General features: G+C 67.9%; 19 protein-coding genes. 12 read left to right on the top strand and 7 right to left on the bottom strand.

Translation table 11 applies throughout. The features are described 5' to 3' along the window. Positions 1–157: 157 nt before the first annotated feature. From A5709_RS15290 to A5709_RS15275, 4 genes are all read left to right on the top strand, one after another. Complete coding sequence (locus tag A5709_RS15290) at positions 158–1,915, top strand: ABC transporter ATP-binding protein (protein ID WP_068120573.1); 1,758 nt, start codon at positions 158–160, stop codon at positions 1,913–1,915. Beyond that, positions 1,912–3,819 (top strand): ABC transporter ATP-binding protein, encoded by a 1,908-nt coding sequence (locus A5709_RS15285; RefSeq protein WP_067949367.1) that lies wholly within the window; start codon positions 1,912–1,914, stop codon positions 3,817–3,819. The genes A5709_RS15290 and A5709_RS15285 overlap by 4 nt, the downstream gene beginning before the upstream one ends. Before the next feature lie 138 nt (positions 3,820–3,957). After that, the gene (gene embR, locus A5709_RS15280) at positions 3,958–5,109 is read left to right on the top strand and encodes an ATPase/transcriptional regulator EmbR (protein WP_067949369.1); all 1,152 of its coding nucleotides are present in this window, start codon (positions 3,958–3,960) and stop codon (positions 5,107–5,109) included. 135 nt (positions 5,110–5,244) lie between these two features. After that, positions 5,245–7,026, top strand: coding sequence for a serine/threonine-protein kinase (locus A5709_RS15275; RefSeq protein WP_067949372.1), 1,782 nt, complete (start codon positions 5,245–5,247; stop codon positions 7,024–7,026). Positions 7,027–7,062: 36 nt separating this feature from the next. On the opposite strand, the gene A5709_RS15270 is transcribed toward A5709_RS15275, so the two are convergent. Both A5709_RS15270 and A5709_RS15265 read right to left on the bottom strand, forming a co-directional pair. After that, the gene (locus tag A5709_RS15270; protein ID WP_067949374.1) at positions 7,063–7,644 is read right to left on the bottom strand and encodes a hypothetical protein; all 582 of its coding nucleotides are present in this window, start codon (positions 7,642–7,644) and stop codon (positions 7,063–7,065) included. A gap of 279 nt (positions 7,645–7,923) precedes the next feature. Then, positions 7,924–9,051, bottom strand: a complete 1,128-nt coding sequence (locus A5709_RS15265) for an adenylate/guanylate cyclase domain-containing protein (protein ID WP_068120571.1) — start codon at positions 9,049–9,051, stop codon at positions 7,924–7,926. Between the two features lie 86 nt (positions 9,052–9,137). Here A5709_RS15265 and A5709_RS15260 point away from each other — a divergent pair, with 86 nt between their 5' ends. Continuing rightward, positions 9,138–9,635 (top strand): DNA-deoxyinosine glycosylase, encoded by a 498-nt coding sequence (locus A5709_RS15260; protein WP_068120569.1) that lies wholly within the window; start codon positions 9,138–9,140, stop codon positions 9,633–9,635. Here the strand turns inward: A5709_RS15260 and A5709_RS15255 are convergent. Further along, complete coding sequence (locus A5709_RS15255; RefSeq protein WP_082974046.1) at positions 9,630–11,021, bottom strand: amidase; 1,392 nt, start codon at positions 11,019–11,021, stop codon at positions 9,630–9,632. The two genes, A5709_RS15260 and A5709_RS15255, sit on opposite strands and share 6 nt — an antisense overlap. Positions 11,022–11,068: 47 nt before the next feature. Here A5709_RS15255 and A5709_RS15250 point away from each other — a divergent pair, with 47 nt between their 5' ends. The 3 genes from A5709_RS15250 to A5709_RS15240 all read left to right on the top strand — a co-directional run bounded on the left by A5709_RS15250 (position 11,069) and on the right by A5709_RS15240 (position 15,939). Beyond that, the gene (locus A5709_RS15250) at positions 11,069–11,497 is read left to right on the top strand and encodes an HIT family protein (RefSeq protein ID WP_067949382.1); all 429 of its coding nucleotides are present in this window, start codon (positions 11,069–11,071) and stop codon (positions 11,495–11,497) included. Positions 11,498–11,507: 10 nt separating this feature from the next. Next, positions 11,508–11,954, top strand: coding sequence for a nitroreductase family deazaflavin-dependent oxidoreductase (locus A5709_RS15245; RefSeq protein WP_068120567.1), 447 nt, complete (start codon positions 11,508–11,510; stop codon positions 11,952–11,954). A 91-nt stretch (positions 11,955–12,045) separates the two neighbouring features. Next, entirely contained in the window at positions 12,046–15,939 is a 3,894-nt protein-coding gene (locus A5709_RS15240) for a bifunctional diguanylate cyclase/phosphodiesterase (RefSeq protein ID WP_082974044.1), read from the top strand. A 26-nt stretch (positions 15,940–15,965) separates the two neighbouring features. Here A5709_RS15240 and A5709_RS15235 read toward each other — a convergent pair whose 3' ends face one another. Genes A5709_RS15235 through A5709_RS15225 form a run of 3 tightly spaced genes read right to left on the bottom strand, consistent with a single transcriptional unit; the run spans position 15,966 to position 18,981 of the window. Beyond that, positions 15,966–16,997, bottom strand: coding sequence for an LLM class flavin-dependent oxidoreductase (locus tag A5709_RS15235; protein WP_068120565.1), 1,032 nt, complete (start codon positions 16,995–16,997; stop codon positions 15,966–15,968). Positions 16,998–17,038: 41 nt separating this feature from the next. Beyond that, a complete protein-coding gene (locus A5709_RS15230) occupies positions 17,039–18,157 on the bottom strand; it encodes an FAD-binding protein (protein ID WP_068120564.1) in 1,119 nt (372 codons plus the stop codon). Beyond that, positions 18,154–18,981 carry a uracil-DNA glycosylase gene (locus A5709_RS15225; protein ID WP_068120589.1) on the bottom strand — a complete coding sequence of 276 codons (828 nt, stop codon included), beginning with the start codon at positions 18,979–18,981 and terminating at the stop codon, positions 18,154–18,156. The genes A5709_RS15230 and A5709_RS15225 overlap by 4 nt, the downstream gene beginning before the upstream one ends. A gap of 84 nt (positions 18,982–19,065) precedes the next feature. On the opposite strand from A5709_RS15225, the gene A5709_RS15220 reads away from it, so the two are divergent. Continuing rightward, on the top strand, positions 19,066–20,313 hold the full coding sequence (locus A5709_RS15220) for an MFS transporter (protein WP_068120563.1): 1,248 nt from the start codon (positions 19,066–19,068) through the stop codon (positions 20,311–20,313). Between the two features lie 4 nt (positions 20,314–20,317). Here A5709_RS15220 and A5709_RS28485 read toward each other — a convergent pair whose 3' ends face one another. Further along, positions 20,318–20,914 carry an SHOCT domain-containing protein gene (locus A5709_RS28485; protein WP_067949394.1) on the bottom strand — a complete coding sequence of 199 codons (597 nt, stop codon included), beginning with the start codon at positions 20,912–20,914 and terminating at the stop codon, positions 20,318–20,320. A 65-nt stretch (positions 20,915–20,979) separates the two neighbouring features. Between A5709_RS28485 and A5709_RS15210 the strand changes: the two genes are divergently transcribed. The 3 genes from A5709_RS15210 to A5709_RS15200 all read left to right on the top strand — a co-directional run bounded on the left by A5709_RS15210 (position 20,980) and on the right by A5709_RS15200 (position 24,288). Next, a complete protein-coding gene (locus A5709_RS15210) occupies positions 20,980–22,347 on the top strand; it encodes an FAD-binding oxidoreductase (RefSeq protein ID WP_068120561.1) in 1,368 nt (455 codons plus the stop codon). A gap of 121 nt (positions 22,348–22,468) precedes the next feature. Continuing rightward, positions 22,469–23,710, top strand: coding sequence for a cytochrome P450 (locus A5709_RS15205; protein ID WP_197520156.1), 1,242 nt, complete (start codon positions 22,469–22,471; stop codon positions 23,708–23,710). Beyond that, on the top strand, positions 23,707–24,288 hold the full coding sequence (locus tag A5709_RS15200) for a TetR/AcrR family transcriptional regulator (protein ID WP_156673335.1): 582 nt from the start codon (positions 23,707–23,709) through the stop codon (positions 24,286–24,288). The genes A5709_RS15205 and A5709_RS15200 overlap by 4 nt, the downstream gene beginning before the upstream one ends. Positions 24,289–24,293: the final 5 nt, after the last annotated feature.

Here is a 24,293-nt window from a genome sequence, read left to right as displayed (position 1 = left end):
GCTCAGCCTGCTGCCGGTCCACACGATGCACTGTAGCGGCAGCTCAGCGGGTCAACCACCGACGCGCCTGAGCAGGCGTTTCAGGCGCCCCCACGCGGGTTGGGCCATCCGGTGGCTGCTGGCCACCGCGGGACGCGCCGTATGCGACCCTTACGAAATGCTCCTGGCACTGCTGCGCCAGTACATCCAGCCGTACCGGCGGCTGGTCGCAGTGCTGATGGCGCTCCAGCTGACCAGCACGCTGGCTTCGCTCTACCTGCCGACGGTCAACGCCGCGATCATCGACGAGGGCGTCGCCAAGGGCGACACGGCCACCATCGTCCGGCTCGGCATGGTGATGCTCTCGGTCACCGGGTTGCAGGCGTTGTGCGCGGTCGCGGCGGTCTACTTCGGCTCACGAACCGGGATGGGTTTCGGTCGCGACCTGCGTGCCGCAATGTTCGACCACATCACCACCTTCTCCGAGCACGAGACCGCCCGCTTCGGCGCACCCACGCTCCTGACACGCAGCACCAACGACGTCCGCCAGATCCAGTACCTGGTTCAGATATCGAGCACGGTGCTGGTCACCGCGCCCATCATGTGCGTCGGCGGAATCTTGATGGCCATCCACCAGGAGGCGGCGCTGACCTGGCTGCTGCTGGTGAGCGTTCCCATCATGGCCGTGGCCAATTACTGGGTGATGGCGCACATGCTGCCCCTGTTCCGCAGGATGCAAGGCCTGATCGACGGCATCAATCGGGTGATGCGCGACCAGCTTTCCGGTGTCCGGGTCGTCCGCGCCTTCGCCCGCGAAGGCTACGAGCGCGACCGATTCGCCCGCGCCAACGCCGCCCTGTCGAACACGGCGCTGGCCGCCGGCAACTGGCAGGCGGTGATGCTGCCGGTGACCACGCTGACCGTCAACGTGTCCAGCGTCGCATTGATCTGGTTCGGTGGACTGCGCATCGATCGCGGCCAAATGCAGGTCGGCTCGCTGACCGCCTTTTTGGCCTACTTCACCCAGATCCTCATGGCGGTGTTGATGGCGACCATGACACTGGTGGTGCTCCCGCGAGCGTCCGTGTGCGCCGAACGAATCACCGAGGTGCTCGCCACCCGGTCCGCGGTCACCGACCCGCCGCGGCCGGTGTTCCCGGCCGGCGGGATCACCGGGGTGGTGCGCGTGGCGGGTGCGAGATTCACCTACCCGGGCGCCGACAGCCCGGTGCTGCAGGACATTTCGTTGACGGCATTGCCCGGCACCACCACGGCCATCGTCGGCAGCACCGGTTCGGGAAAGTCGACGCTGGTGTCGCTGATCTGCCGGCTCTACGACGTGACCGGCGGCGCCGTCCTGATCGACGACGTCGATGTCCGCGATTACCACACAGAGCGGCTCTGGTCCGCGATCGGGCTGGTTCCCCAGCGCGGCTATCTGTTCTCCGGGACCGTGGCCGACAACCTGCGCTATGGCAAGGCGGACGCGACTGACGACGAGATGTGGGAAGCGTTGCGGGTGGCCGACGCCGATGGATTCGTCCGCGCACACGATGACGGGCTGCGAATGCGGGTGGCCCAGGGCGGAATCAACTTCTCCGGCGGTCAGCGGCAGCGACTGGCGATTGCGCGCGCGGTCATCCGCCGCCCCACCATCTACCTCTTCGACGACTCGTTCGGGGCTCTCGACGTGCACACCGACGCGCGCGTGCGGACGTCGCTCAAGCAGGTAGCGGGCGAGGCCACCGTCATCGTTGTCACCCAACGGGTTTCGACCGCCGCCCAGGCCGACCAGGTGATCGTCGTCGACGGCGGGAAGCTGGTGGGCACCGGCACGCACGAATCGCTGGTCACCGACTGCGCCACCTACGCGGAGTTCGCCGACTCGCAGTCGGTGAGCGCATTGCGCTCAGGCCAGGCCGGGGGCGCCCCATGACCGTCACGGCCACCCGAGGGGTGACCCCGGCCCCGGCCGGGCGGTCGCGCGACTTCTGGGGTTCGGCCGCCCGGCTGGTGAAACGGCTTGCGCCGCAACGCCGGCTGAGCGCCGCGGTGATCACGCTGGGCGTCACGGGGACGGTGATCGGGGTCGTCGTCCCCCGAATCCTCGGGCATGCCACGGATCTGCTGTTCAACGGCATGCTCGGCCGACAGCTCCCAGCGGGCATCACGAAGGCGCAGGCCGTCGCCGCGGCCCGGGCCCGGGGCGAGGGCACCTTCGCAGACCTGCTGTCGGGGATGAATGTGGTGCCGGGCAAAGGAGTGGACTTCGGCGCGGTGGCGCGGACCCTGGTCCTGGCGCTGGGCCTGTATCTCATTTCGGCGCTGCTGATTTGGGCGCAAGCGCGGCTGCTCAACGTCACCGTGCAACGCACCATGGTCGCGCTGCGTTCCGATGTCGAGGACAAGATCCATCGGCTGCCGCTGTCGTACTTCGATGGGCGCCAGCGCGGCGAGCTGCTGAGCCGGGTCACCAACGATATCGACAACGTGCAGTCGTCGCTGTCGATGACCATCAGCCAGCTGGTGACGTCGATCCTGACCGTGGTGGCGGTACTGGCGATGATGGTGTCGATCTCGCCGCTGTTGGCGCTGATCGCGGTGGTGACGGTGCCGTTGTCGTTGATGGCGACGCGCGCGATAGCGCGGCGCGCGCAGCGCCTGTTCGTGGCGCAGTGGACCAGCATCGGTCGCCTCAACGCCCACATCGAGGAGACCTACAGCGGCTTCACGGTGGTCAAGACGTTCGGCCACCAGGCCGCGGCGCGCCAGCATTTCCGCGACTGCAACGACGACGTCTACCACGCCAGCTTCGGCGCTCAATTCTTCTCCGGCCTGGTGGCCCCGGCGACGGCGTTCATCGGCAACCTCGGCTACGTGGTCGTCGCCGTGGTAGGCGGCCTGCAGGTGGCCACCGGCCACATCACTCTCGGTGGTATCCAGGCGTTCATCCAGTACGTCCGGCAGTTCAACGCCCCGATCAGCCAGGTGGCCGGGATGTACAACACCCTGCAGTCCGGGGTGGCCAGCGCTGAGCGGGTGTTCGATCTGCTTGACGAGCCCGAGGAACCGCCGGATCCGGCACCCACCCTGGCGCCGCCCAACGGCGACGCCGCGCGGCCGGCGGGACGCGTCGAGTTCCAGCACGTGAACTTCGGCTACCGCCCGGATATCCCGGTGATCCATGACCTGTCGATGGTGGCCGAGCCGGGTACCACCGTGGCGATCGTCGGACCCACCGGTGCCGGCAAGACCACGTTGGTGAACCTGCTCATGCGGTTCTATGACGTCGACTCCGGCCGGATCCTGGTCGACGGGATCGACATCACCACGGTGAACAGGCAGTCGCTGCGGTCCCGGATCGGCATGGTCTTGCAGGACACCTGGCTCTTCGACGGGACGATCGCCGAGAACATCGCATACGGGCGGCCCGACGCCAGTGCGGACGAGGTGGTGCAGGCCGCCAGGGCGGCTTACGTCGACCGGTTTGTGCACACCCTGCCGGCGGGCTACGAGACGCGGATCAGCGGCGGGGGCGGCAACATCAGCGCCGGCGAGAAGCAACTCATCACCATCGCGCGCGCATTCCTGGCCAGGCCACAGCTACTGATCCTGGACGAGGCGACCAGCTCGGTCGACACCCGCACCGAAGCGCTCATCGCCCGGGCCATGTCCGAGCTTCGCCGAGACCGGACGAGCTTCATTATCGCGCACCGGCTTTCGACGATCCGCGATGCCGACCGCATCGTGGTGGTCGAGGCGGGCCGCATCGTTGAACAAGGCAGTCACGCCGAGCTGTTGGCCCGTCAAGGCGCCTACTACGCGATGACACGGGCATAGCGCGAGATCCCACGGCACGGCTTGGCCGCAATCGCGTCGCGGGGAACGCATTTCACTGCCGGTGCCAAAAGTTAGTGTCATTGCGTCGGCCCAGTGAGGGTTGCAGCACAATGGCGAAGGTAGTGACCGGAAGGACCGATGGTGGACAAGCGTCTCGAACTCGGCCTGCTCGGACCGCTGGAGATGAGCGTCGATGGCACGCTGGTGCCCCTGGGCACCCCCAAACAGCGGGCGGTGCTGGCTATGCTGCTGATGAACCGGAACAGTCCGGTGGGGGTGGACCGGCTCATCACGGCCCTGTGGGACGACAAGCCACCGTCGGGGGCGCGGGCCAGCATTCATTCCTACGTGTCCAACCTGCGTAAGCTGCTCAGCGGTGCCGGCATCGACCCGCGTGCGGTGTTGGCGGCGGCGCCTCCCGGATACCGGCTCAACATCGCCGAAAACGCTTGCGATCTGGGGCGGTTCATCGCCGAAAAGACGGCGGGCGTGCACGCCGCCGCCACCGGCAGATTCGAAGAGGCCAGCCAGCACTTGACCGCGGCATTGGCACAGTGGCGGGGGCCGGTGCTCGAGGACCTGCGCGAGTTCGGATTCGTCGACACCTTCGCCACTTCCCTTGTCGAGGAAAAGATTCTGGTCCATGGCGCAAAGGCGGAGGCCGAAATCGCCTGCGGGCGTGCGTTCGCCGTGATCACCGAGCTGGAATCGCTGACCGCGGAACATCCCTACCGCGAGCCGCTGTGGGCCCAGTTGATCACGGCCTACTACCTGACCGACCGCCAATCCGACGCGTTGGCGGCCTACCGCCGCGTCAAGACCGCTCTCGCCGACGACCTGGGGATCGATCCCGGACCGACACTGCGGTCGCTCAACGAGCAGATCCTGCGCCAAGAACCGCTGGACGTGAAGCGAACCGCCAAGACCGCCGCGGTCGACACGGTCACGGTCCTCGAGCAGCACACGATGGTGTCCGGCCAGCAGGCCATCGCTTATCTGCACGAGGCCTCGGGACGCAGCTATCCGCTGCGAGCGGCGGCGACCCGGATCGGGCGGCTCAGCGACAACGACATCGTCCTCGACAGCCCCAAAGTCAGCCGCCACCATGCGGTCATCGTCGACACGGGCACCAGCTTCATCATCAACGACCTCCGCTCGTCCAACGGGGTGCATGTGCAGCACGAGCGGATCCGCTCCGCCGCCACGCTGCGCGACGGCGACCACGTCCGCATTTGCGACCACGAATTCACGTTTCAGATCGCCGCGGACGACGACAGCGCCCCGGGCTAAATCGGTTGATTGTCGTGCGTCGGGCTGGGCGGGGGCTTACGGTCATGGTTGCTGGGTCAGGGGGTTGCGGCTGACCCGTGTGCCCGGCAATTGTTGGGTCTCGATGGCGTGGTGGCTGGGTGTGAAGGATCGGCGATGAGTGACGAGCAGGCCTCGCGGGCGGGGACGGAGTTTGGGCCTTATCACCTAAAGCGGCTGCTGGGCCGGGGTGGAATGGGGGAGGTCTACGAGGCCGAGCACACCGTCAAGGAGTGGACGGTGGCCGTCAAGCTGCTCTCGGAGACCTTCAGCAAGGACCCGGTGTTCCGGGAGCGGATGAAACGCGAAGCTCGCACCGCCGGTCGTTTGCAGGAGCCGCATGTGGTGCCCATCCACGACTACGGCGAAATCGATGGCCAGATGTTTTTGGAGATGCGCCTGATCGAGGGCACCGACTTAGACAGTGTGCTCAAACGCTTTGGCCCGCTGGCCCCGCCACGCGCGGTGGCCATCATCACCCAGATCGCCTCGGCGCTCGATGCCGCCCACGCCGCCGGGGTGATGCACCGCGACGTCAAACCGCAGAACATCCTGGTCACCCGCGACGACTTCGCCTATCTGGTCGACTTCGGCATCGCCAGCGCCACCACCGATGAGAAGCTCACCCAGTTGGGCACCGCGGTCGGCACCTGGAAATACATGGCGCCCGAACGGTTTTCCAACGCCGAAGTCACCTACCGCGCGGACATCTACGCCCTGGCGTGCGTGCTCTACGAATGCCTCACCGGCTCACCGCCGTACACATCCAGCAGCGCGGGCGCACTGGTAACCGCCCACACGATGAACCCCATCCCCCAGCCCACCGGGCTGCGCCCGGGCATCCCCAAGGGTTTCGACGCGGTAATCACCCGGGGGATGGCCAAGAAGCCCGAGGACCGCTACGCCAGCGCCGGCGACCTGGCCCTGGCCGCCCACGAAGCACTCAGCGACCCCGACCAAGACCACGCCGACACGATCTTGCGCCGCAGCCAAGAAGCCACCCTGCCGGGCACCGTCATGGCGCCTCCCCCGCCGCCGCACCCGGCGGCCAACACCCCGCCACCGTCGCCGGGCCAGAACTCACCGACGCCCCATTTGCCGCCCGGCTCGACTCCTGTTCCCGCGCAGGGCGTTCCGCCCTGGCGGCCCGACAGCGGGCCCATCCCGGCCGCCGCCCAGCCCCCGGTCACGCCCCCCTATTACCAAGCCGCCAACGCCAATTGGGGCAGCGCCCCACAACAGTTCGGCGGCCCGCCCGCCTGGAACCAGCCCCCACCGAGGCGACGCAACCCCTGGCCCATCGTCGCGGCCGTCGCCGCGCTGGTGATCGTCGTCGTCCTGGCCGCCGTGGGCATCGCAATCTTCATGGGAGGCGACGACGGCAACCCGCAGGCCAACCGCACGTCGACGACGACCACCACCACCACCAGGACCGTCCCCACCACGACAACCACCCGGCCCGCCAACCCGCAGAGCAAGCTGCTGGGCATGCTGCCCGCCGGGTATCCCAGTGGCAGCTGCACGCCCGCGACCCCGAAGTCCAACAGCATCTGGGTGAACGCGCTGGCTATGGTCGACTGCGACCAGAACACCAATCAGGGCGGCCCGTCCCGCGGGGTCTACGGCCTGTTCGCGAATGCGGACCTGCTCAAGAAGGCGTTCGACGACGACGTGGCCGCCGTGCAGCTGATGAATTGCCCCGGAGCCGGGGCATCACCGGACGGCTGGCATCACGACAGCACGCCGTCGGTGACCGCGGGCATGATCGCCTGCGGCACCTATAAGAACCACCCCAACGTGATATGGACCAACGAGGCGAAACTCATGCTCTGTGACGTCTACGGGGATCCCCCGGCCATCGAGGACCTGCACACGTGGTGGACCAATTACGGTGGCTGAGCGGATCCAAATTCGTTGCCGCACTGCGGCTTCGAATTACGACTGAAGGTCGGGGCCCTCGGCGCGCAGGTCGTCGACCGCCGACATGGCGCTACGCAACTTGGCCAACCATTCCTCGGCATGTTCGCCGACGAGCTTGACCGACCACGCGAGCGCGTCCGCGCGGGACCGGGCGACACCGGCGTCGACCAATGTGTCGAGCACCTGCCGTTCCGGCTGCTTCAAGCGCGTCATCACAGGTACTGCGATGTGAGTGAAGAGGATTCGCTCCGCGCCGGTGCTGGAGCCGACCTCGACGCCCCAGGAGACCTTGCGGCCGTAGCGATCCTGTGCCTCGTCGGCGATGCGCATTCGCTCCGAACGGGTTTCCTCGCGGAACCGCGATGCACGTCCTTCCGCGCGGGCCTCGGTCTCTTTCTCCGAGCCCTGCGGTTCCGGCAGTCTTCCGATGACCGTGATTTCTTCGCGGTCGACGATGACCGTCGGGTCGCCGTCGAACCAGCTTTCGGGCAGGCGCCCGGCGAACCATTCGGCGGCGTCGCTCGCGTCGGGTTGCTGAGCCTGCTGCCAGCCGCCGGGGCGGCCGTAGCGCCGGCCGTGCGTGTGGTGAGATTTCATAATTACATGATTACACCGTTACACCCGTAATGGAATGGCGTTCACCGCCGGCGAACGCGGCGCCGCGGCGGGCCGCGCGCGAATGGTGCGTCAAGTGCGGAGAACCCGTTGATATGGGCTGTTCAAAGTTGTATTTTTGGTAGCGAAGCAGGCCCGGAAACGACCAATTCCCAAGCGCCGGATGTCAGGGTAGAAAACCGGCCGCGTAGGACCCGCGCATGACGGAGCCCAACGCCCCCTAGAGTCGTCCGGGCCTGCCCATGTCCGCAGGTCTCCCAGTCAGTCGCTGCCGCCAGACCCGTCTCCGCGGCGGATCCGGAAGAGCTTGACCTCGTTCTTGATGCCCTTGAGGCGGCGGGCGCCGGCGAACGACCCGTCGAATATTCCGGTCTCGCCGATCGCCTCCCAGACCGAGTCAGCCGCCAGCACCGTGCCCGGGCGCGCCACACTGGTGACCCGGCTCGCGACGTTGACCGGGCTGCCGAACCAGTCGCCGGCCCGGCTCACCGCCATGCCAGAGGCCACGCCCGCTCGCAGCCGCGGGAAGTCGGCGTCGGTGTCGATGGTGTCCACGAGCTTCACCACGACGTCGAGCATCGGCAGCGGGTCGGGGCAGACGAACATGACGGCGTCGCCGATCGTCTTGATGAACCGGACGGGCGGGACGGTGATGTCTCGGGCGAGGACCGCCAGCCGGTTGGCCAGGTGACCCAGCTCCTCCGCCGATACCGCTTCGCCGATCCGGGTGAAGCCGACGAGGTCGGCGAAGGCCACCGTGATCTGACGCGCTCCCGGCAGCGGCTGGCCGGCGGCGCGCTCGGCGGCGTTGACCGCCTCGGTCTCCATCATGTGGCGCAGCTGCATGAACATCATGTGCTGAAGCATCGGACCGAGTTCGGGCGCGATTTTGCTGACCAATGCCTTTGACGCCTTGGCGATTTCCAGCTCGGTGGCCCCGGGCCGCATGATCGCCGAGAGCGCGGTGTAGCGCATGACCTCGGCGGCGCGTGACAGGCCTTCGGTGAGCACCCGGACGACCAGCACCACTTGCTCGGGATCCAGGCCCAACTCGACGAAACGCTGGGCGTAGGCGGCGGCCTCACCGTCGGCGCGCATGTGGATGACGGCATCGGGGTCGTCGACTCTGGCGAGACCGATCGCGCGCTGCACCTGTTGCAACAGCCCAAGGTCGATGCCGTACGCCTGGCTGATCTCTCGGGTCGACACGTAGGTGCCGTCGTCTCCGATGAGGTGGCGGGTTGCCAGCAGCAGTGGCGGGTTGGTCGTCCTGATCTCCTCGGGGGTGATGCCCTGCTCGAGTAGCCACTCCACCAATTCCGCCCGTTCGGCGCGTGCGCTGCCCTCGAGTCCGTCGAGCAGGTCCTCGTCCACTTCGCCAACGTACAACGCGCGCCGATCGCGAGCTCGGCAAAGCCGGGCGAAGCGGGTCGGCGCTAGGGGACGCCGCCGATCGCGAGCCATGATGGGAAGCGATGAGCACACCACTGCTACGGGGGTTCCCGCCGATCGTCGATGAGCACGCGATTGTGCTGATCCTGGGGTCGTTTCCGAGCGCGCAATCGCTGGCGCTCGGTCAGTACTACGGCAATCCACGCAATGCGTTCTGGCCGATCATGGGCGAGCTGTTCGGGTTCGACGCGGCCGCGCCGTACGAAACACGGCTGGCCGCGCTGCAATCGGCGGGTGTGGCCCTCTGGGACGTCTTGCGCACATGCCGTCGCCCCGGCAGCGCGGATGCGGCAATCGAGCCGAAAAGCTTGGTGGTCAACGACTTCGGTGAACTGTTCGCGCGGTACCCGACGATCGCGCGGGTCTACTTCAACGGCGCCAAGGCCGCGGAGCTGTATCGCAGGCTCGCCGAGGTCGACGAGCGGGTCGTGTACCGGCGGCTGCCGTCGACGAGCCCGGCCCACGCCGTCCGGCCGGACGCCAAGCTGGCCGCGTGGCGCGAGATCTCAGCGGAGCTATGACACCGGCGGTTGCCGGTGTGCCCACGGCCTGGCGGATTCGATCTGCGCGGCCAGCGACAACAGCGTCGCTTCGTCGTACGGCCGGCCCACCAGCTGCACGGCGATCGGCAGGCCGTCACCGTCGAAGTCCCACGGCACGGCCGCGGCGGGCTGTCCGGTCAGGTTCCAGACCTGCTGGTAGGGCACCCGCTGCGCCACCGCCAGCAGCGTCCACACCGCACCGCGGCGCTGGTAGGCGCCGATGCGGGAGGGGCCCGTCGCGTTGCCGGGCGTGACGACGACATCGACGTCGTCGAAGATCGCCTGGATCCGGGCGGCTGCCGCCGGCTCCGCGTCGCGAAGGGCGGTCATCCGGCGATCCGAGAAAAACGAGCCGGCGCGCGCCAGGTTGCGGGTGCGCGCTTCGAGGCGTTCGGGGTGAGCCAGTGAATCGGCGTCGTCACTGATACCGCGCAGATAGCGCGGCAGGTAATTGGTCATGATGGCCGACGGCGGATAGTCGGGGTCGGCGGTGATCACGTCATGACCCAGGTCGCGCAGCAACGCGCCGGCCTGTTCGACCGCCGTGAGCTGTTGCTTGCCGATCCTGACGGGCAGCGGGGTTGGCGACTTGGTGCTCAAGGCAATTCGCAGCTTGCCGGGGTGACGGGTCGCCGCGGCCGCGAACTCCCCCTCGGGTCCCGGAACGGTCGAGGTCGCATCGAGGAACAGCGCCGCGTCCAGCACCGACCGGGCGAGCGGGCCGTTGACACTCAACCCGTGCCACGCATCGTCGTGCGGCTCCAACGACACCCGATCCCGTTGAGGTTTGACACCGAACAGGCCGCACCAGATCGCCGGGATGCGAATCGACCCGCCACCGTCGGACCCCAGCGCCAGCGGAGCGAGCCCGGCGGCCACCGCGGCGGCACTACCGCCACTGCTGCCGCCCGGAGTGCGCCGGGGATTCCAGGGGTTGCGGGTCGCACCGAACGTCAACGATTCGGTGTAGGGGAACATCATCAGCTCGGGCACATTGGTTTTGCCGAGGATGACGGCGCCCGCGGCGCGTAACCGCCGCACCACCTCCGCGTCGGAGGTCGCGGCGGGGCGATGTCCGCCGCTGCCGTAGGTCGTCACCTCGCCGGCGACGTCGACATCGTCTTTGATCGCGATCGGCACCCCGAGGAGCGGGAGCCGCTCGCCGGCGTCGAGGCGGTCCTGCGCGACGGCGGCCTCGTAGCGCGCGCTGTCCGCGAGCACCACGCGATAGCAGCGCAACTGGCTGTCCAGCCGCGCGATCCGTTCCAGATAGATTTCGAGCAGCTCGGGCGCGGTCAGTTCGCCGTCGGCCAGCATTCTCGCCTGAGCGGCCGCGCCGGCAAAGGCCACGTCGCGAGCGTCCACTGCGGCAGCGTATCCCCCGCACCGGACCGGCCAGTACCGTGGGCGACATGTCCTGCGTGTTCTGTGCGATCGTCGCCGGGGAGGCCCCGGCGATCCGGATCTATGAAGACGACGACTACCTGGCGATCCTCGACATCCGCCCATTCACCCGCGGCCACACCCTGGTGATCCCCAAGGGGCACAGCGTGGATCTCACCGACACGCCGCCGGAGACGCTGGCGGGGATGGTCACCATCGGCCAACGGATCGCCCGCGCCGCCCGCGCGACGGAGTTGGCCGACGCGACCAACATCGCGATCAACGACGGCAGCGCCGCCTTTCAGACGGTGTTCCACATCCACCTGCACGTACTGCCCCGGCGCAACGGCGACAAGCTGTCGGTCGCCAAGGGCATGCTGCTGCGGCGCGATCCCGACCGGGACGCCACCGCGCAAATCTTGCGCTCGGCCCTGGCCCGCATTGACGCCAGCCAGTAATACTGGGCGGATGGCACTTCCGTCCTGGGTCGAGCAGCGGTTGCTGCCTCAGGTTCTGCGCGTACACGACACCGTTTATCGCCGGACGAACGGCTGGATCGGTCATCGCATGCTGCTGATACCCAGCCTGCTACTCCATACCGTGGGCGCGAAGACGGGCCAGGCGCGAACAGCGGCGCTCACCTATGCCCGCGACGGCGACGACTACCTGATCGTCGCCTCCAAGGGCGGCGACCCGCACGCACCCGGCTGGTATCACAACCTGCGCAAGCATCCGGACGTGGAAATCAACGTCGGGCCAAAGCGTTTGGCGGTGACCGCCCGCGCGGTGCTGCCGGACGACCCCGACTACCCCCGGCTGTGGCAGATCGTCAACAAGAACAACGGCGACCGGTATACGGCCTACCAGCAGAAGACCTCGCGGCCGATTCCCGTCGTGGTACTCACGCGACGTTGACCCTGATGCCGACGCGGAGGTTTATTCTCCACTAGCGCGCGGTGAACGCCTCGATGGTTCATCAAACGGCGCGGGATCGGCTGGAGCGGGTATGAGACCGTGGGCGGGAAACCCCTGGCGGCGATTCAGGCTGCCCCCGCGGCTCTGCTGGCTCTTCGCCGGTGCATACGGTGTGGCCGCCGCGCTGGTGGTGGCGTCCTCGATCGGCGGCTGGGAGGGCGCCTACGCAACCCGGCCCGTCGACGAAATCGCCCTGGCGGTCTGCCTGCTGTTCGGGGCGGGGTGTGCCGGCTACGCCGCCCGGTCGGCGGCCGGCCGGCACCGGGCCGGATGGCTGGCAATGATGACGGCCCAGCTGGGCTGGGCGGCGGGCGAGGTCATCTGGGCCGTATACGACGTGCGTCCGAAACTGGCCCACGCCACCCATCCCGCGGCCGCGGAGATCGTGCTGTTGCTATGGCCGTTCGGCGCCTACGCATCGTTGGTGCTGTTGTCGCGCTTCTCGCGGCAGAGCCCGCGGCGACTGGTGCTCGACGGCCTCATCGTGGCGACGTCGCTGTTCGTGGTGTCGTGGGTCTTCGTCCTCGAGAAGCAACTGCGCGAGGACAGCGGTTCGCAGGCGACGACGATCGCCGAAGTCTTCAACGACGTTCTCCTGCTGACGACCTCGATCCTGATGCTGTCCCGGGTTCGTCGCGGCGACCCGCCGAGCCGCAATCTGCTGGCCGGGGGCGTGACGACCATCAGCATCGCCGACATCACGATGGTGTTCAAGAGCGGGATCGGCAGCTACCAGGTCAGCGATCTCGTGGACCTCGGCAGAGTGGGTGGGCTCGCCATGATCGCGCTCGCCGCGCTGTCGAGCGTCTATGAGGCGCCCGCGCCGGGGACGCGTGACGACGAAATACGGTCGCGCACCCGGCTATGGCTGCCGTACCTGCCGCTGCTGGTGGCCGCCGCAGTCGGGCTGACCCGCGCGGTCAGGTTGATGGCGCACGGACCCCTGCTGATCGCGCTCGGAATCCTGGTGGCCGCGGTGCTCGTCCGGCAGTTCGTCATGCTGATGGAAAACCAGAGGTTGTTGTCCGAGGTTGCGCGGGAAGCGTTCCGTGACAGCCTGACGGGCCTGGCCAATCGCGCTTACTTCCTCGATCGGCTCGAGCAGGCCGTCGCCCGGCAATGCTGCGAAATTACGCCCATTGCGGTGTTGTGCCTCGATCTCGACAACTTCAAATCCGTCAACGACGCCCTCGGCCACCCCGCCGGTGACGAATTGCTGATCCGGGTCGCCGGGCGGCTCACCGCCGCCTTGGATGACAAGTGCGTCACGGCTCGCCTCGGTGGTGACGAGTTCGCCGTGCTAATCGAGGGGTCAATCGAGGAATCACAGGCGGCGGCGAGTCGAGTTCTCGAGGCGTTCAACGCCCCGATTGTCGTCGACGGCGTTCCTATACCGGTCCGGCCGAGCGTCGGTTACACGGTGGCCACCGCCTCGTCGGACTGCAGCGTCGAGCAGCTCCTCAGGCACGCCGACCTGGCCATGTACACCGCCAAACGCGAAGGCGGCCAATGCGTTCGCAGCTTCGTGCCGGATCTGTCCCTCTCGTTCTCGACCGCGCAACTAGCAGGGCCCGCCCCGGCGGCAGCGGAGGTCGCTGAGCCGAGTGCCGCACCGATGCTCAGGCGCGCCGCCGACGTGGGGGCGTCGAGACCGGTGCAACCCCAGGAAGGTATCGACGGCATCCGGTGGCCCCCGATGGCGATCCGGATTGCCCTGGGCCTCTTGATGATTGGCGTGATCGCCTTCACCGCGACCAGTGTCATCTACCCGAATGCCGGCCACAGCGTCTTCTTCGCCAAATCCCTCTACTCGGCGTTGAACCTGCTGGCGGCCGGGTTGATCGCCGTTCGCGCATACCGCCTCAAGGCCGATCGCCTTGCGTGGTCTTTGATCGCGGCCGGCATGGCATTGTCGGCGCTCGGTGACGTCGTCTATGCCGTGTGGGTCCCGAACGCCAAGTCACCCTCGGTTGCCGATCCCGAATACCTGGCGTTCTATCCGTTCGTCTATGCCGGGATTGTGCTGCTGATGCGATCGCGCCTGAAGCGGGTGCCGATGCCGATCCGCGTTGATTCCCTGGTGTGCGCATTGGCCGTCGCCGCACTGGCCGCGGCGCTGCGGGCCGGGCCCATGCATGCCGCCGCCGCAAAAGCGCCCGCGACCGTGCTGGTGGGCCTGATCTATCCGTGGGGCGATCTGGTACTGCTGGCGCTGGCAGTCGGCATGCTGCCGATCCTCGGTTGGCGCAGCGAGTTTCGCTGGGGTTTCCTGGTGGTCGGGCTGGTTGGCTTCGCGGTCGCCGACACCGCCTACCTCATTCAAACGTCGGACGGCTCATACCGGGTCGGCACCACCCTAGACGCGCTCTGGCCGGCTTCCTCGCTGCTGGTGGCGATGGCCAGCTGGGCGCGTGGGTCGTCGGCGGCGCCGACGCCGCGGCGCGGACTCGCCTCCTACGCGGTTCCGGTGACCTGCACCGTCATAGCGCTGGGCGTCGCCATCCTTGGGCACGATTCGCGGCTCGCGTCGACGCTCGCCGCACTGAGCCTCGTCGCGGTCGCCGCCCGATTCTCGGTTACCTTCCGGGACATCAGCATGCTGGCCGAAAGCCACCAGCAGGCCATGACAGACGAATTGACCGCCCTGCCCAATCGGCGATCACTGGCGACGGCGCTGACCGAGCTGTCGGCTTCCGCGTCATCCGTCAGGACGTCGTCGAATCGTGCGCTGCTCCTGCTGAATCTCCACAAGCTGCGGGAGATCAACGACTCCGTCGGTCGCCACTTCGGCGACGAGCTGGTGTGGCACATCGCAAACCGACTGGCGCACAGCGTTCGCCGCGATGATCTGCTCGCGCGCGTGAGCGACGAGGAATTCGCCATCCTGCTCGGCGAGGGATCGGATCTCGTCGCCGCACGCGCCCAAGCGGGCCGGTTGCTCGAAGGCGTCAGCATCCCATTCGAACTCGATGCCATCAGCGTGCAGATCGATGCGTCCATCGCCATCGCGCTCTACCCCGACCATTGCGACCATCCGCAAGAGCTGTTGAACCGCGCCGAGGCGGCGATCCCGCACGCCAGGTCCGCCCTCAGCAGGATCGCGGTGTACGAGTCCGCCTTCGAGATCGACCGGGACCACGACCCCAACCTCGTCGGGGAGCTGCGGGCCGCGGTGATCGATGGCGACCAGTTGACGGTGCACTACCAGCCCAAGGTGAATGCCGGCGACGGGAGCGTCCACAGCGTCGAGGCGCTGCTGCGCTGGCAGCATCCCACCCGCGGGTTGCTGCTGCCGGAGGAATTCCTTCCTGCCGCGGAGCGCGCCGGTTTGATGCGCACGGTCGCCAATCGCACCATCAACCTCACGCTCGAGCAGATCCGGTCCTGGCGCGACGACGGCATTCCGCTGACCGTTGCGGTGAACCTGTCCACGACGAACCTGCTCGACCTCGACCTCGCCGTCACCATCGAGCGGCTGCTTCGGGTCCACGGCCTACCGCCCGACGCGCTGATCGTCGAGATCACCGAGAGCGCGCTCGTCGACTCGGAGCGCTCCCGCAACACCGTCGCCGCCCTGCAGCTGCTCGGCGTTCGTATCTCGCTGGACGATTACGGCACCGGATGGTCGTCGCTTGCGCGCCTGCAGGATGTCTCGGTCGACGAGCTGAAACTCGACAGGCGATTCGTCGCGCGGCTGGCCCACGACCCGCGGTCGGTTGCCATCGTGCAGTCCACCGTGGACTTGGCGCAGAACCTGGGCGCCGACCTCGTCGCCGAGGGGGTCGAAGACGAGGAGACGCTGAGTGCGCTGCGCGGTTACGGCTGCACCATCACCCAGGGGTTCGTGCACAGCGAGCCGTTGCCGCCGGACGAACTGCAACGCTGGATCACGAGCAGGGGCGCGATCGCGGGCGTCGAATCTTAAGCGTTCGGCTGTGACGGACTGACCGGTTAGAACAACTCCTTGGCCAGCAATTCCAGGGTCAGCACCCGTGCCGGCGCGGTGGCCGGGTCGGTGCCGCGGCGCGCCGAGGCGACCGGATGCACCATCACCTCGTCGACGGCGAACCGTTGCGCAAGCGCCCGCAACTGGTCGGCGGCCTCGGCGGGTGTACCGAGGACCGCTCGTTGCAGCCCGCTCGCAACGATGTGCTGCTGCTGCGGCGTCAGCTCGGCGCCTTGGGCTTCCTCGACCAGGGGCACCGGGCCGAGGGGCTCTCCGGTGCGAAGCTTGGCCATGATCTGCAGGTTGGGCATCATCAATGCCGTTGCCTCTTCGCGTGTTTCGGCCACGGCGGCGTTCACCGTCAAAAACGTCACCGGCTCGGGCGTTAGGGCGCTCGGCTTGAATCGGGATCGATAGAGCTCGAGCGCCTCTTCGGTTCCGGTGCCGGAGAAGTGATGCGCGAAGACGTACGGCAGCCCCTTGGCGGCGGCCAGGTGCGCCGAGTACATCGACGAGCCCAGCAGCCAGAGGCGGGGCTCACCGGCCGCCGCCGGGGTCGCCTTGAGGCGATAGTCCCCCGAGCGCAGCGGCACCACCACGCCGCGCGCGCTCATCAGCGCCGCCACGTCGTCGAGATACTCCGGAAAGTTCTCGATGTCTTCTTCGCCGCGGCCGCCGCGCAGCGCGTAGGCGGTCACCGGGTCGGAACCGGGCGCGCGGCCGATGCCCAGGTCGATGCGGCCCGGCGCGGCGGCTTCCAGCAGGGCGAACTGCTCGGCCACCGCCAGCGGCGCGTGATTGGGCAGCATCACACCGCCGGACCCCAGCCGCAGCTGCGTGGTCTGCGCGGCCAGATAGGCGATCAGGACCGGCGGGCTGGTGGCGCCGACGGACGGCATGTTGTGGTGCTCGGCGACCCAGTAGCGCGTGAAACCCAGGCGGTCCGCGGCCTGTGCCAGCTGCACGGTCGCGGCGAGCGCATCGCTGGTCGTCTGGTCGGTGCGCAGCGGGACGAGATCAAGAACGGAAAGACGCACGTTCGCGTCAACGCCTTCGGGCCCGCGAACGTTCCCGGCGGTCAGTAGTCCTTGAGCGTGATCGAGCTGACGATGCGGTCGAAGACCTCCTGCGGGATCGGTGCCCCACCCGGGATGTTGTCGACGACCAGCCATTGGTTCCGCTTGACGTAGTCACTGAACTCTTTGTGGTAGTTGGCGAAGCCGAGTTCGTAATCGTCACCCGCGGCGGCGAGTTCGCCGGCCAGGATGTAGCCGCCCAGGAGAGCGACGCTGGTTCCCTGGCCCGACAACGGCGAACAGCAATACCCGGCATCGCCCACCAGCGCCAACCGGCCCGTCGACCAACGATCCATCTTGATCTGGGACATCTCGTCGAAGTAGAAATCCGGTGCGCCGCGCATGTACTCCAGCAGTTGCGGACGCACCCACCCGTCGTCGGCCATCCGCCGCTCCAGCTCGGCGAACTGCGCCTCGGTATCGCGGTAGTCGATGCGCAGGTCGGTGTCCATGAAACCCAGCATGGCGCGGGCCTCGCTGTTGTTGCGGGCGCTGTAGACCCCGGCCATCGTCGAATCCCCGTAATGCCAGGTCTGCCAATAGTCCAAACCGAGGAAATTGGGCACGGTGAAGATCGCCGCGTAAGTGCCCAGCCGCTCGATGAATTGCTCCTCGGGGCCGAACACCAGTCGGCGCACGTTCGAGTGCAGTCCGTCCGCCCCGATGACCAGGTCGAAGCTGCGGCCAGGAGCACGTTCGAAGGTCACGTTGACGGCCGCGCCGTCGTCGTCCAAGCCGGTGATGGTGTCATCGAAGATGTATTCGGCCGTCCATTGGCTTGCGCCGTACAACAATTCGACGAGGTCGTCACGCAAGAGCTCGATATCGGGACTGTCGATGGGCCCGCCGGTGGGCGTGGACTCCGTGTCTCGGGAGAGCTCGTTGCCGTCGCGGTCGACGACGGAAGCGCCGCGAATTTGCGTCTTCCGTTTTTGGGCGGCAGCCAGCAGCCCCATGCGTTCCAGCACTCCCAGCGCCGGCCCGCGCACGTCGATCGCCTGACCGCCCGGCCGCGGCCCGGAGTGCCGCTCCACCACGGTGACCGAATAGCCGTGCCGTCCAAGCCAATAAGCCGCCGTTGCACCGGCCACGCTCGCGCCGGAAATCAGAACGTCAGTCACTTGATCCCTGCCAGCCTTTTCGCGTCTCGGAAAACGTCGTCGAGCATTGCTGGTGTCAACCTACCGGTAAACATGTTTTGCTGGCTTGGGTGGTAGCAACCGAGTAACCGCACACCAGGGGCGAATTGCGCTACCACACCGTGGCCGAACCGCGGTTTGCGCATGGCGGACGCGCCCGGCAGGCGCAGCGCGATTTGCCAGGCGAAGCCGCCCAACGCCACGATCGTGCGCACATGATCGGACACCAGCCGCCATTCGGCCTCCAGCCAGGGCCAGCAGGTGTCGCGCTCCGCCGGCGTCGGCGCATTGGCCGGAGGCGCGCACCGCACCGGCGCCGCGATGCGAACCCCGTTGGCCCGCAATCCATCCGCGCCATCCACGCTGGTCGGTTGGTTCACCAGCCCGGCCCGGTGCAACGCCGCGTAAAGCTGATCGCCGGACCGGTCGCCGGTGAACATGCGTCCTGTCCGGTTGGCCCCGTGCGCGGCGGGCGCCAACCCGACGATCAACAGCCGCGGTCGCTCCGACCCCCAGCCCGGAACGGGCCGGCCCCAATACGGCTGGTCGGCGAAGGCGCGGCGCTTGAGGACGGCCACGTCTTCGCGCCATTCCACCAGCCGCGGGCAGGCGCGGCAGACGCTGATCAGGGCGTCGAGCTCGGGGATCGACGCGGCGTGCGGAGCGAGCGCGGCGACCTGTGCGGCATCGGCGGCCACGGTGGTCTGCGGGGTCGCCGGATCACCCGGCCATCCGGTGCCGGGAACCACTGGAGAATCGAACGCCTGGCCGGTACGAGGGTGGACGAGCACATGAACATCCTGCAGTGAACCGGTAGGCGGCGGCCGAACGCCCCGAATATTCAGTGGTCGCGCCGCAAATCGGCGGCTAAGTTCTCCCCGGGACATCTCATGAGCCATACGAGCCGCGGCCCGGCGTTTCTGATCCTGTCCGCCACGCTGATGGCGACGGCCGGTACCGGCATCTCGGTGATCGCGTTTCCGTGGCTGGCGTTGCAGCATCATGATCGCGCGCGCGACGCGTCGATCGTGGCCGCGGCCATGACGCTGCCACTGGTGCTGTCCACCCTGGTCGCCGGCACCGCGGTCGACTTTTTCGGGCGCCGCCGGATCTCGCTCGTTTCCGATTCGCTCTCCGGCGTGGCGGTGAGCGCCGTCCCCGTGACTGCCTGGCTGTTCGGCGCCGAGGCGCTCAACGTCGCCGAGCTGGCCGGGGTCGCCTTCTGCGCGGCCACCTTCGACCCGGCCGGGATGACCGCGCGCCAGTCGATGCTGCCCGAGGCCGCCGACCGCGCGGGCTGGTCGCTGGATCGCACCAACAGCCTCTACGAGGCGATCCTCAACCTCGGTTTCATGGTGGGCCCCGGCATTGGCGGCCTGATGATCGCAGCGGTCGGCGGCGTCAACACCATGTGGGTCACGGCGGGTTGTTTCGGCTTGTCGCTGTTGGCTATTGGTGCGCTGCGGCTCGACGGTACCGGCAAGCCCCACCACGCGACCCGCCCCGACGGGTTGGTCTCCGGCATCGTCGAAGGCCTGCGGTTCGTCTGGAGTCTGCGGGTGCTCCGGACGCTCGGCCTGATCGACCTGGCCGTCACCGCGTTGTACCTGCCTATGGAAAGTGTGCTGTTCCCAAAGTATTTCGCCGAACAGCACCAGCCCGCGGAGCTGGGTTGGGCGCTGATGGCGCTCGCGGTCGGCGGTGTGGCGGGCGCCCTGGGTTATGCGGCGCTCTCGAAATACACCCGGCGGCGTACGGCCGTGCTGACGGCCACCCTGACCTTCGGCGCGGCGACGGCGGGCATCGCATTCCTGCCGCCGCTGCCGGTGATTCTGCTGCTCTGCGCGGTGACCGGCCTGGTCTATGGGCCGATCCAGCCCATCTACAACTACGTCATGCAGACCCGGGCGCCGCACCATCTGCGCGGCAGGGTGGTCGGCGTGATGGCGGGGCTGACCTATGCCGCCGGGCCCTTGGGCCTGCTGGTGGCCGGTCCGCTCGCCGACACCGCCGGGTTGAAGGTCACCTTCCTGGCGCTGGCGGTGCCGATTCTGCTGATCGGCTTGTCGGCCTTGCGGCTGCCGTCGCTGCGGGAGTTGGACCGGGCGCCGGAGTCCGAGGCGCAAACGCCGTTGTGATACGTCAGTCGGCGAGGATCTTGCGCTTTTGCTGCTCGAATTCCTCATCGGTGAGCAGCCCCCGGTCTTTCAGCGCGGCCAGCCTCTCGAGCCGCTCGACCGGGTCCGCACCCGGTTGGGCCTGTGGCGCCTGCATGGCGTTGAGCGCCTGCTGCTGCATCTCGGCTCCGCGCCGCATCATCTCGTCCCGGAATGCGGTCGGATCGGCAATGGCCTGGCGGATGACGTCGGCCATCGGCATACCCATGACCTGAGCGCCCGCGAGGTCGGGACGGGCCGAGGTCACGGCGTCGATTGCGACATCGGCCGTCTCGGCCGGCTGATGGTCCAGTTGGACGCGGCTGTGGTCCTTGGGGTCGTAGAGCACCGGCACCCTCATGCCCGGACGCGGTGGGCTGAGTTGAGGTAGCAGCGCGGTGAGGCTGGCCTCGAACGGCGGTTCGGTGTCCGGCGTGACCCGCAGCAGCAGCTTCCAGCGAACTTCGGTGTTGTTGACCAGGTTCGGGTTGCCGATCGTGACGGCGATCGCCGACTGCTCGGCGGCGAGGACGTCCGCAAACGCGCGGATACCGACTTTGCTGAGATCTCGCCGTCCGAACATCTCTGACCCACCTTTCGCCAGAATCGCTCAACTGTACAGCGCCGAAGGGCCCGTAGGATCGGTCCGTGACCGCTGATGTCCTGGCCGAGCTCATCGCCGGCCTGCCCGACGGCATAGTCGTCACCGACCCGACCGTGACCGAGGGTTACCGCCAGGACCGCGCCTTCGACCCGTCGGCCGGCAAACCGTTGGCCGTGGTCCGGCCGCGGTGCACCGAACACGTGCAGACCGTGCTGCGCTGGGCCAGCGCCCACCGGGTGCCGGTGGTGACCCGGGGCGCCGGCAGCGGCCTGTCCGGCGGGGCGACAGCGCTGGACAACGGGATCGTCCTGTCGACGGAGAAGATGCGCGACATCACGGTCGACCCGGTCACCCGCACCGCGGTGTGCCAGCCCGGGCTGTTCAATGCCGAGGTCAAGACGGCCGCCGCCGAGCACGGCCTGTGGTATCCCCCGGATCCGTCGTCGTTCGAGATCTGCAGCATCGGCGGCAACATCGCCACCAACGCCGGTGGCCTGTGTTGCGTCAAATACGGCGTCACCACCGACTACGTGCTGGGCATGCAGGTGGTGCTGGCCGACGGCACGGCGGTCCGGCTCGGCGGCCCCCGACTCAAGGACGTCGCCGGGCTGTCCCTGACGAAGCTTTTCGTCGGCAGCGAAGGCACCCTGGGCGTCGTCACCGAGGTCACACTGCGACTGGTGCCCAAGCAGAACGCGTCCAGCATCGTGGTGGCCGCCTTCGCCACGGTCGAGGCGGCGGTCGATGCGGTGCTCGGGGTCACCGCGCGGTTGCGCCCGTCGATGCTGGAGTTCATGGACTCGGTGGCCATCAACGCCGTCGAGGACACCTTGCGCATGGATCTGGACAGGGGCGCGGCCGCGATGCTGGTTGCCGGGTCCGACGAGCGCGGCGGGGCGGGCAGTGAGGACGCCGAGGTAATAGCCGCGGTGTTCACCGAAAACGGTGCGACGGAAGTGTTTTCGACCGACGACCCCGACGAGGGCGAAGCGTTCGTCGCCGCCCGCCGGTTCTGCATCCCCGCGGTCGAGGCGAAGGGATCGCTACTGCTCGAGGACGTCGGCGTCCCGCTGCCGGCGCTGGGCAGACTGGTCACCGGCATCGCCCGCATCGCCGCCGAGCGTGACCTGACCATCTCGGTGATCGCCCACGCCGGTGACGGCAACACTCACCCGTTGATCGTGTACGACCCCGCGGACGCCGCGATGACCAAGCGGGCTCACCTCGCCTTCGGCGAGATCATGGACCTGGCCGTCGGGCTCGGTGGGACGATCACCGGCGAGCACGGCGTCGGCCGGTTGAAGCGCCCGTGGCTGGCCGGCTATCTCGGGCCCGAGGTGATGGACCTGAACCGGCGGATCAAGCAGGCCCTGGACCCGCAGGGCATCCTCAACCCGGGCGCGGGGATCTAGGGCTTTGCTCCTACTCGAGTGAGTGTGCGGCCGCCCGCACACTCGGTGCTCAGCGTGCGGCTGGCCGCACACTCGCCGCGGCCGCATTGACATTCTGGCCTGTGTGTCGTACGAATGAGACATGACTCCGGTTATGTCTCACAATGCGCCGGTCATGTTCGAGCTGGCGACCGCCGACACCTGGGCGGATCCCTGGCCGATGTACCGCGCGCTTCGCGACCACGATCCGGTGCACCACGTCGTCCCGGCCAGACGGCCCGAGCACGACTATTACGTGCTGTCCCGGCACGCGGACGTGTGGGCCGCCGCCCGCGACCACGAGACGTTCTCCTCCGCGCAGGGACTGACCGTCAACTACGGCGACCTGGACATGATTGGGCTGCAAGACAATCCACCGTTTGTGATGCAGGATCCGCCGGTGCACACCGAGTTCCGGAAACTGGTGTCGCGCGGCTTCACGCCGCGACAGGTGGAGGCGGTGGAGCCCAAGGTGCGCGAGTTCGTCGTCGAGCGCATCGAGCGGCTGCGCGCGAACGGCGGCGGCGACATCGTCACCGAGCTGTTCAAACCGCTGCCGTCGATGGTGGTCGCGCATTACCTCGGTGTGCCCGAAGAGGATAGGGTTCAGTTCGATGGCTGGACCGAGGCCATTGTTGCGGGAAATACGGCGGACGGAGGGATCGGCGCGGCGCTGGAGACGGTCGGCGGTGCAGTCGGGTCGATGATGGCCTACTTCACCGAGTTGATCGAGCGGCGCCGGACCGAGCCGGAGGACGACACCATCTCTCACCTGGTCGCCGCGGGGGTAGGGGCCGACGGCGACATCGCCGGGACCCTGTCGGTGTTGGCCTTCACGTTCACGATGGTCACCGGCGGCAACGACACTGTCACCGGAATGCTCGGTGGCTCAATGCCTTTGCTACATGAGCGCCCGGATCAGCGGCGGCTTGTCGTCGACGACCTGGGGCTGATTCCCGACGCCGTCGAGGAACTGCTGCGACTGACCTCGCCGGTGCAGGGACTGGCCCGCACGACCACCCGCGACGTGACGATCGGCGACACCACCATCCCCGCCGGCCGCAAGGTGATGCTGCTGTACGGGTCGGCCAATCGAGATGAGCGCCAATATGGCCCGAACGCCGGCGAGCTTGACGTCACCCGCCGCCCGCGCAACATCATGACCTTCAGCCACGGCGCACACCATTGCCTGGGCGCGGCAGCGGCACGGATGCAGTCCCGGGTCGCCCTGACCGAACTGCTCAGCCGTTGCCCGGATTTCGAGGTCGATGAGTCCGCGATCGTCTGGTCGGGCGGCAGTTATGTGCGGCGCCCGCTCTCCGTGCCGATCCGGACGGGGTCCTGATGGCGAACGACTGGCTGGGGGCGCACCGTACCGAGGCGGCCGCCGACCGGATCCTCGACGCGGCCGAGCAGCTCTACACCGAGCGGGACCAGGACTCGATCGGCATGAACGAAATCGCCAGGGCCGCAGGCTGTTCCCGGGCGACACTGTACCGGTACTTCGAGAACCGCGAGGCGTTGAAAACCGCCTACGTGCATCGCGAGACCCGCCGGCTCAGCCGTGCGATCAAGGAGGAGATCGGCGGCATCGACGATCCCCGGGAACGACTGGTCGCGAGCATCACCGCCACGCTGCGGATGGTTCGCGGCAATCCGGCGTTGGCCTCATGGTTCGCCATCACCCGGCCACCGATCGGCGCCGAGGTCGCCGGGCAGTCCGAGGTCATCACCGCCCTGGCCGCCGCGTTCATCGGCTCGCTCGGGCCCGAAGACCCCGCCGTCGTCGAGCGCCGGGCGCGATGGATGGTGCGAGTGATCACCTCGCTGCTGCAGTTCCCCGGTCGAGACGACGCCGACGAGCGGGCGATGATCGAAGAATTCGTCGTCCCGATCGTCACGCCGGTATCCGCCCGGGGGTAGGCGCC

The organism is Mycobacterium sp. E1386, assembly GCF_001672745.1.
Classification (GTDB): domain Bacteria; phylum Actinomycetota; class Actinomycetes; order Mycobacteriales; family Mycobacteriaceae; genus Mycobacterium.
This window is presented reverse-complemented; position numbering and strand designations above follow the sequence as displayed.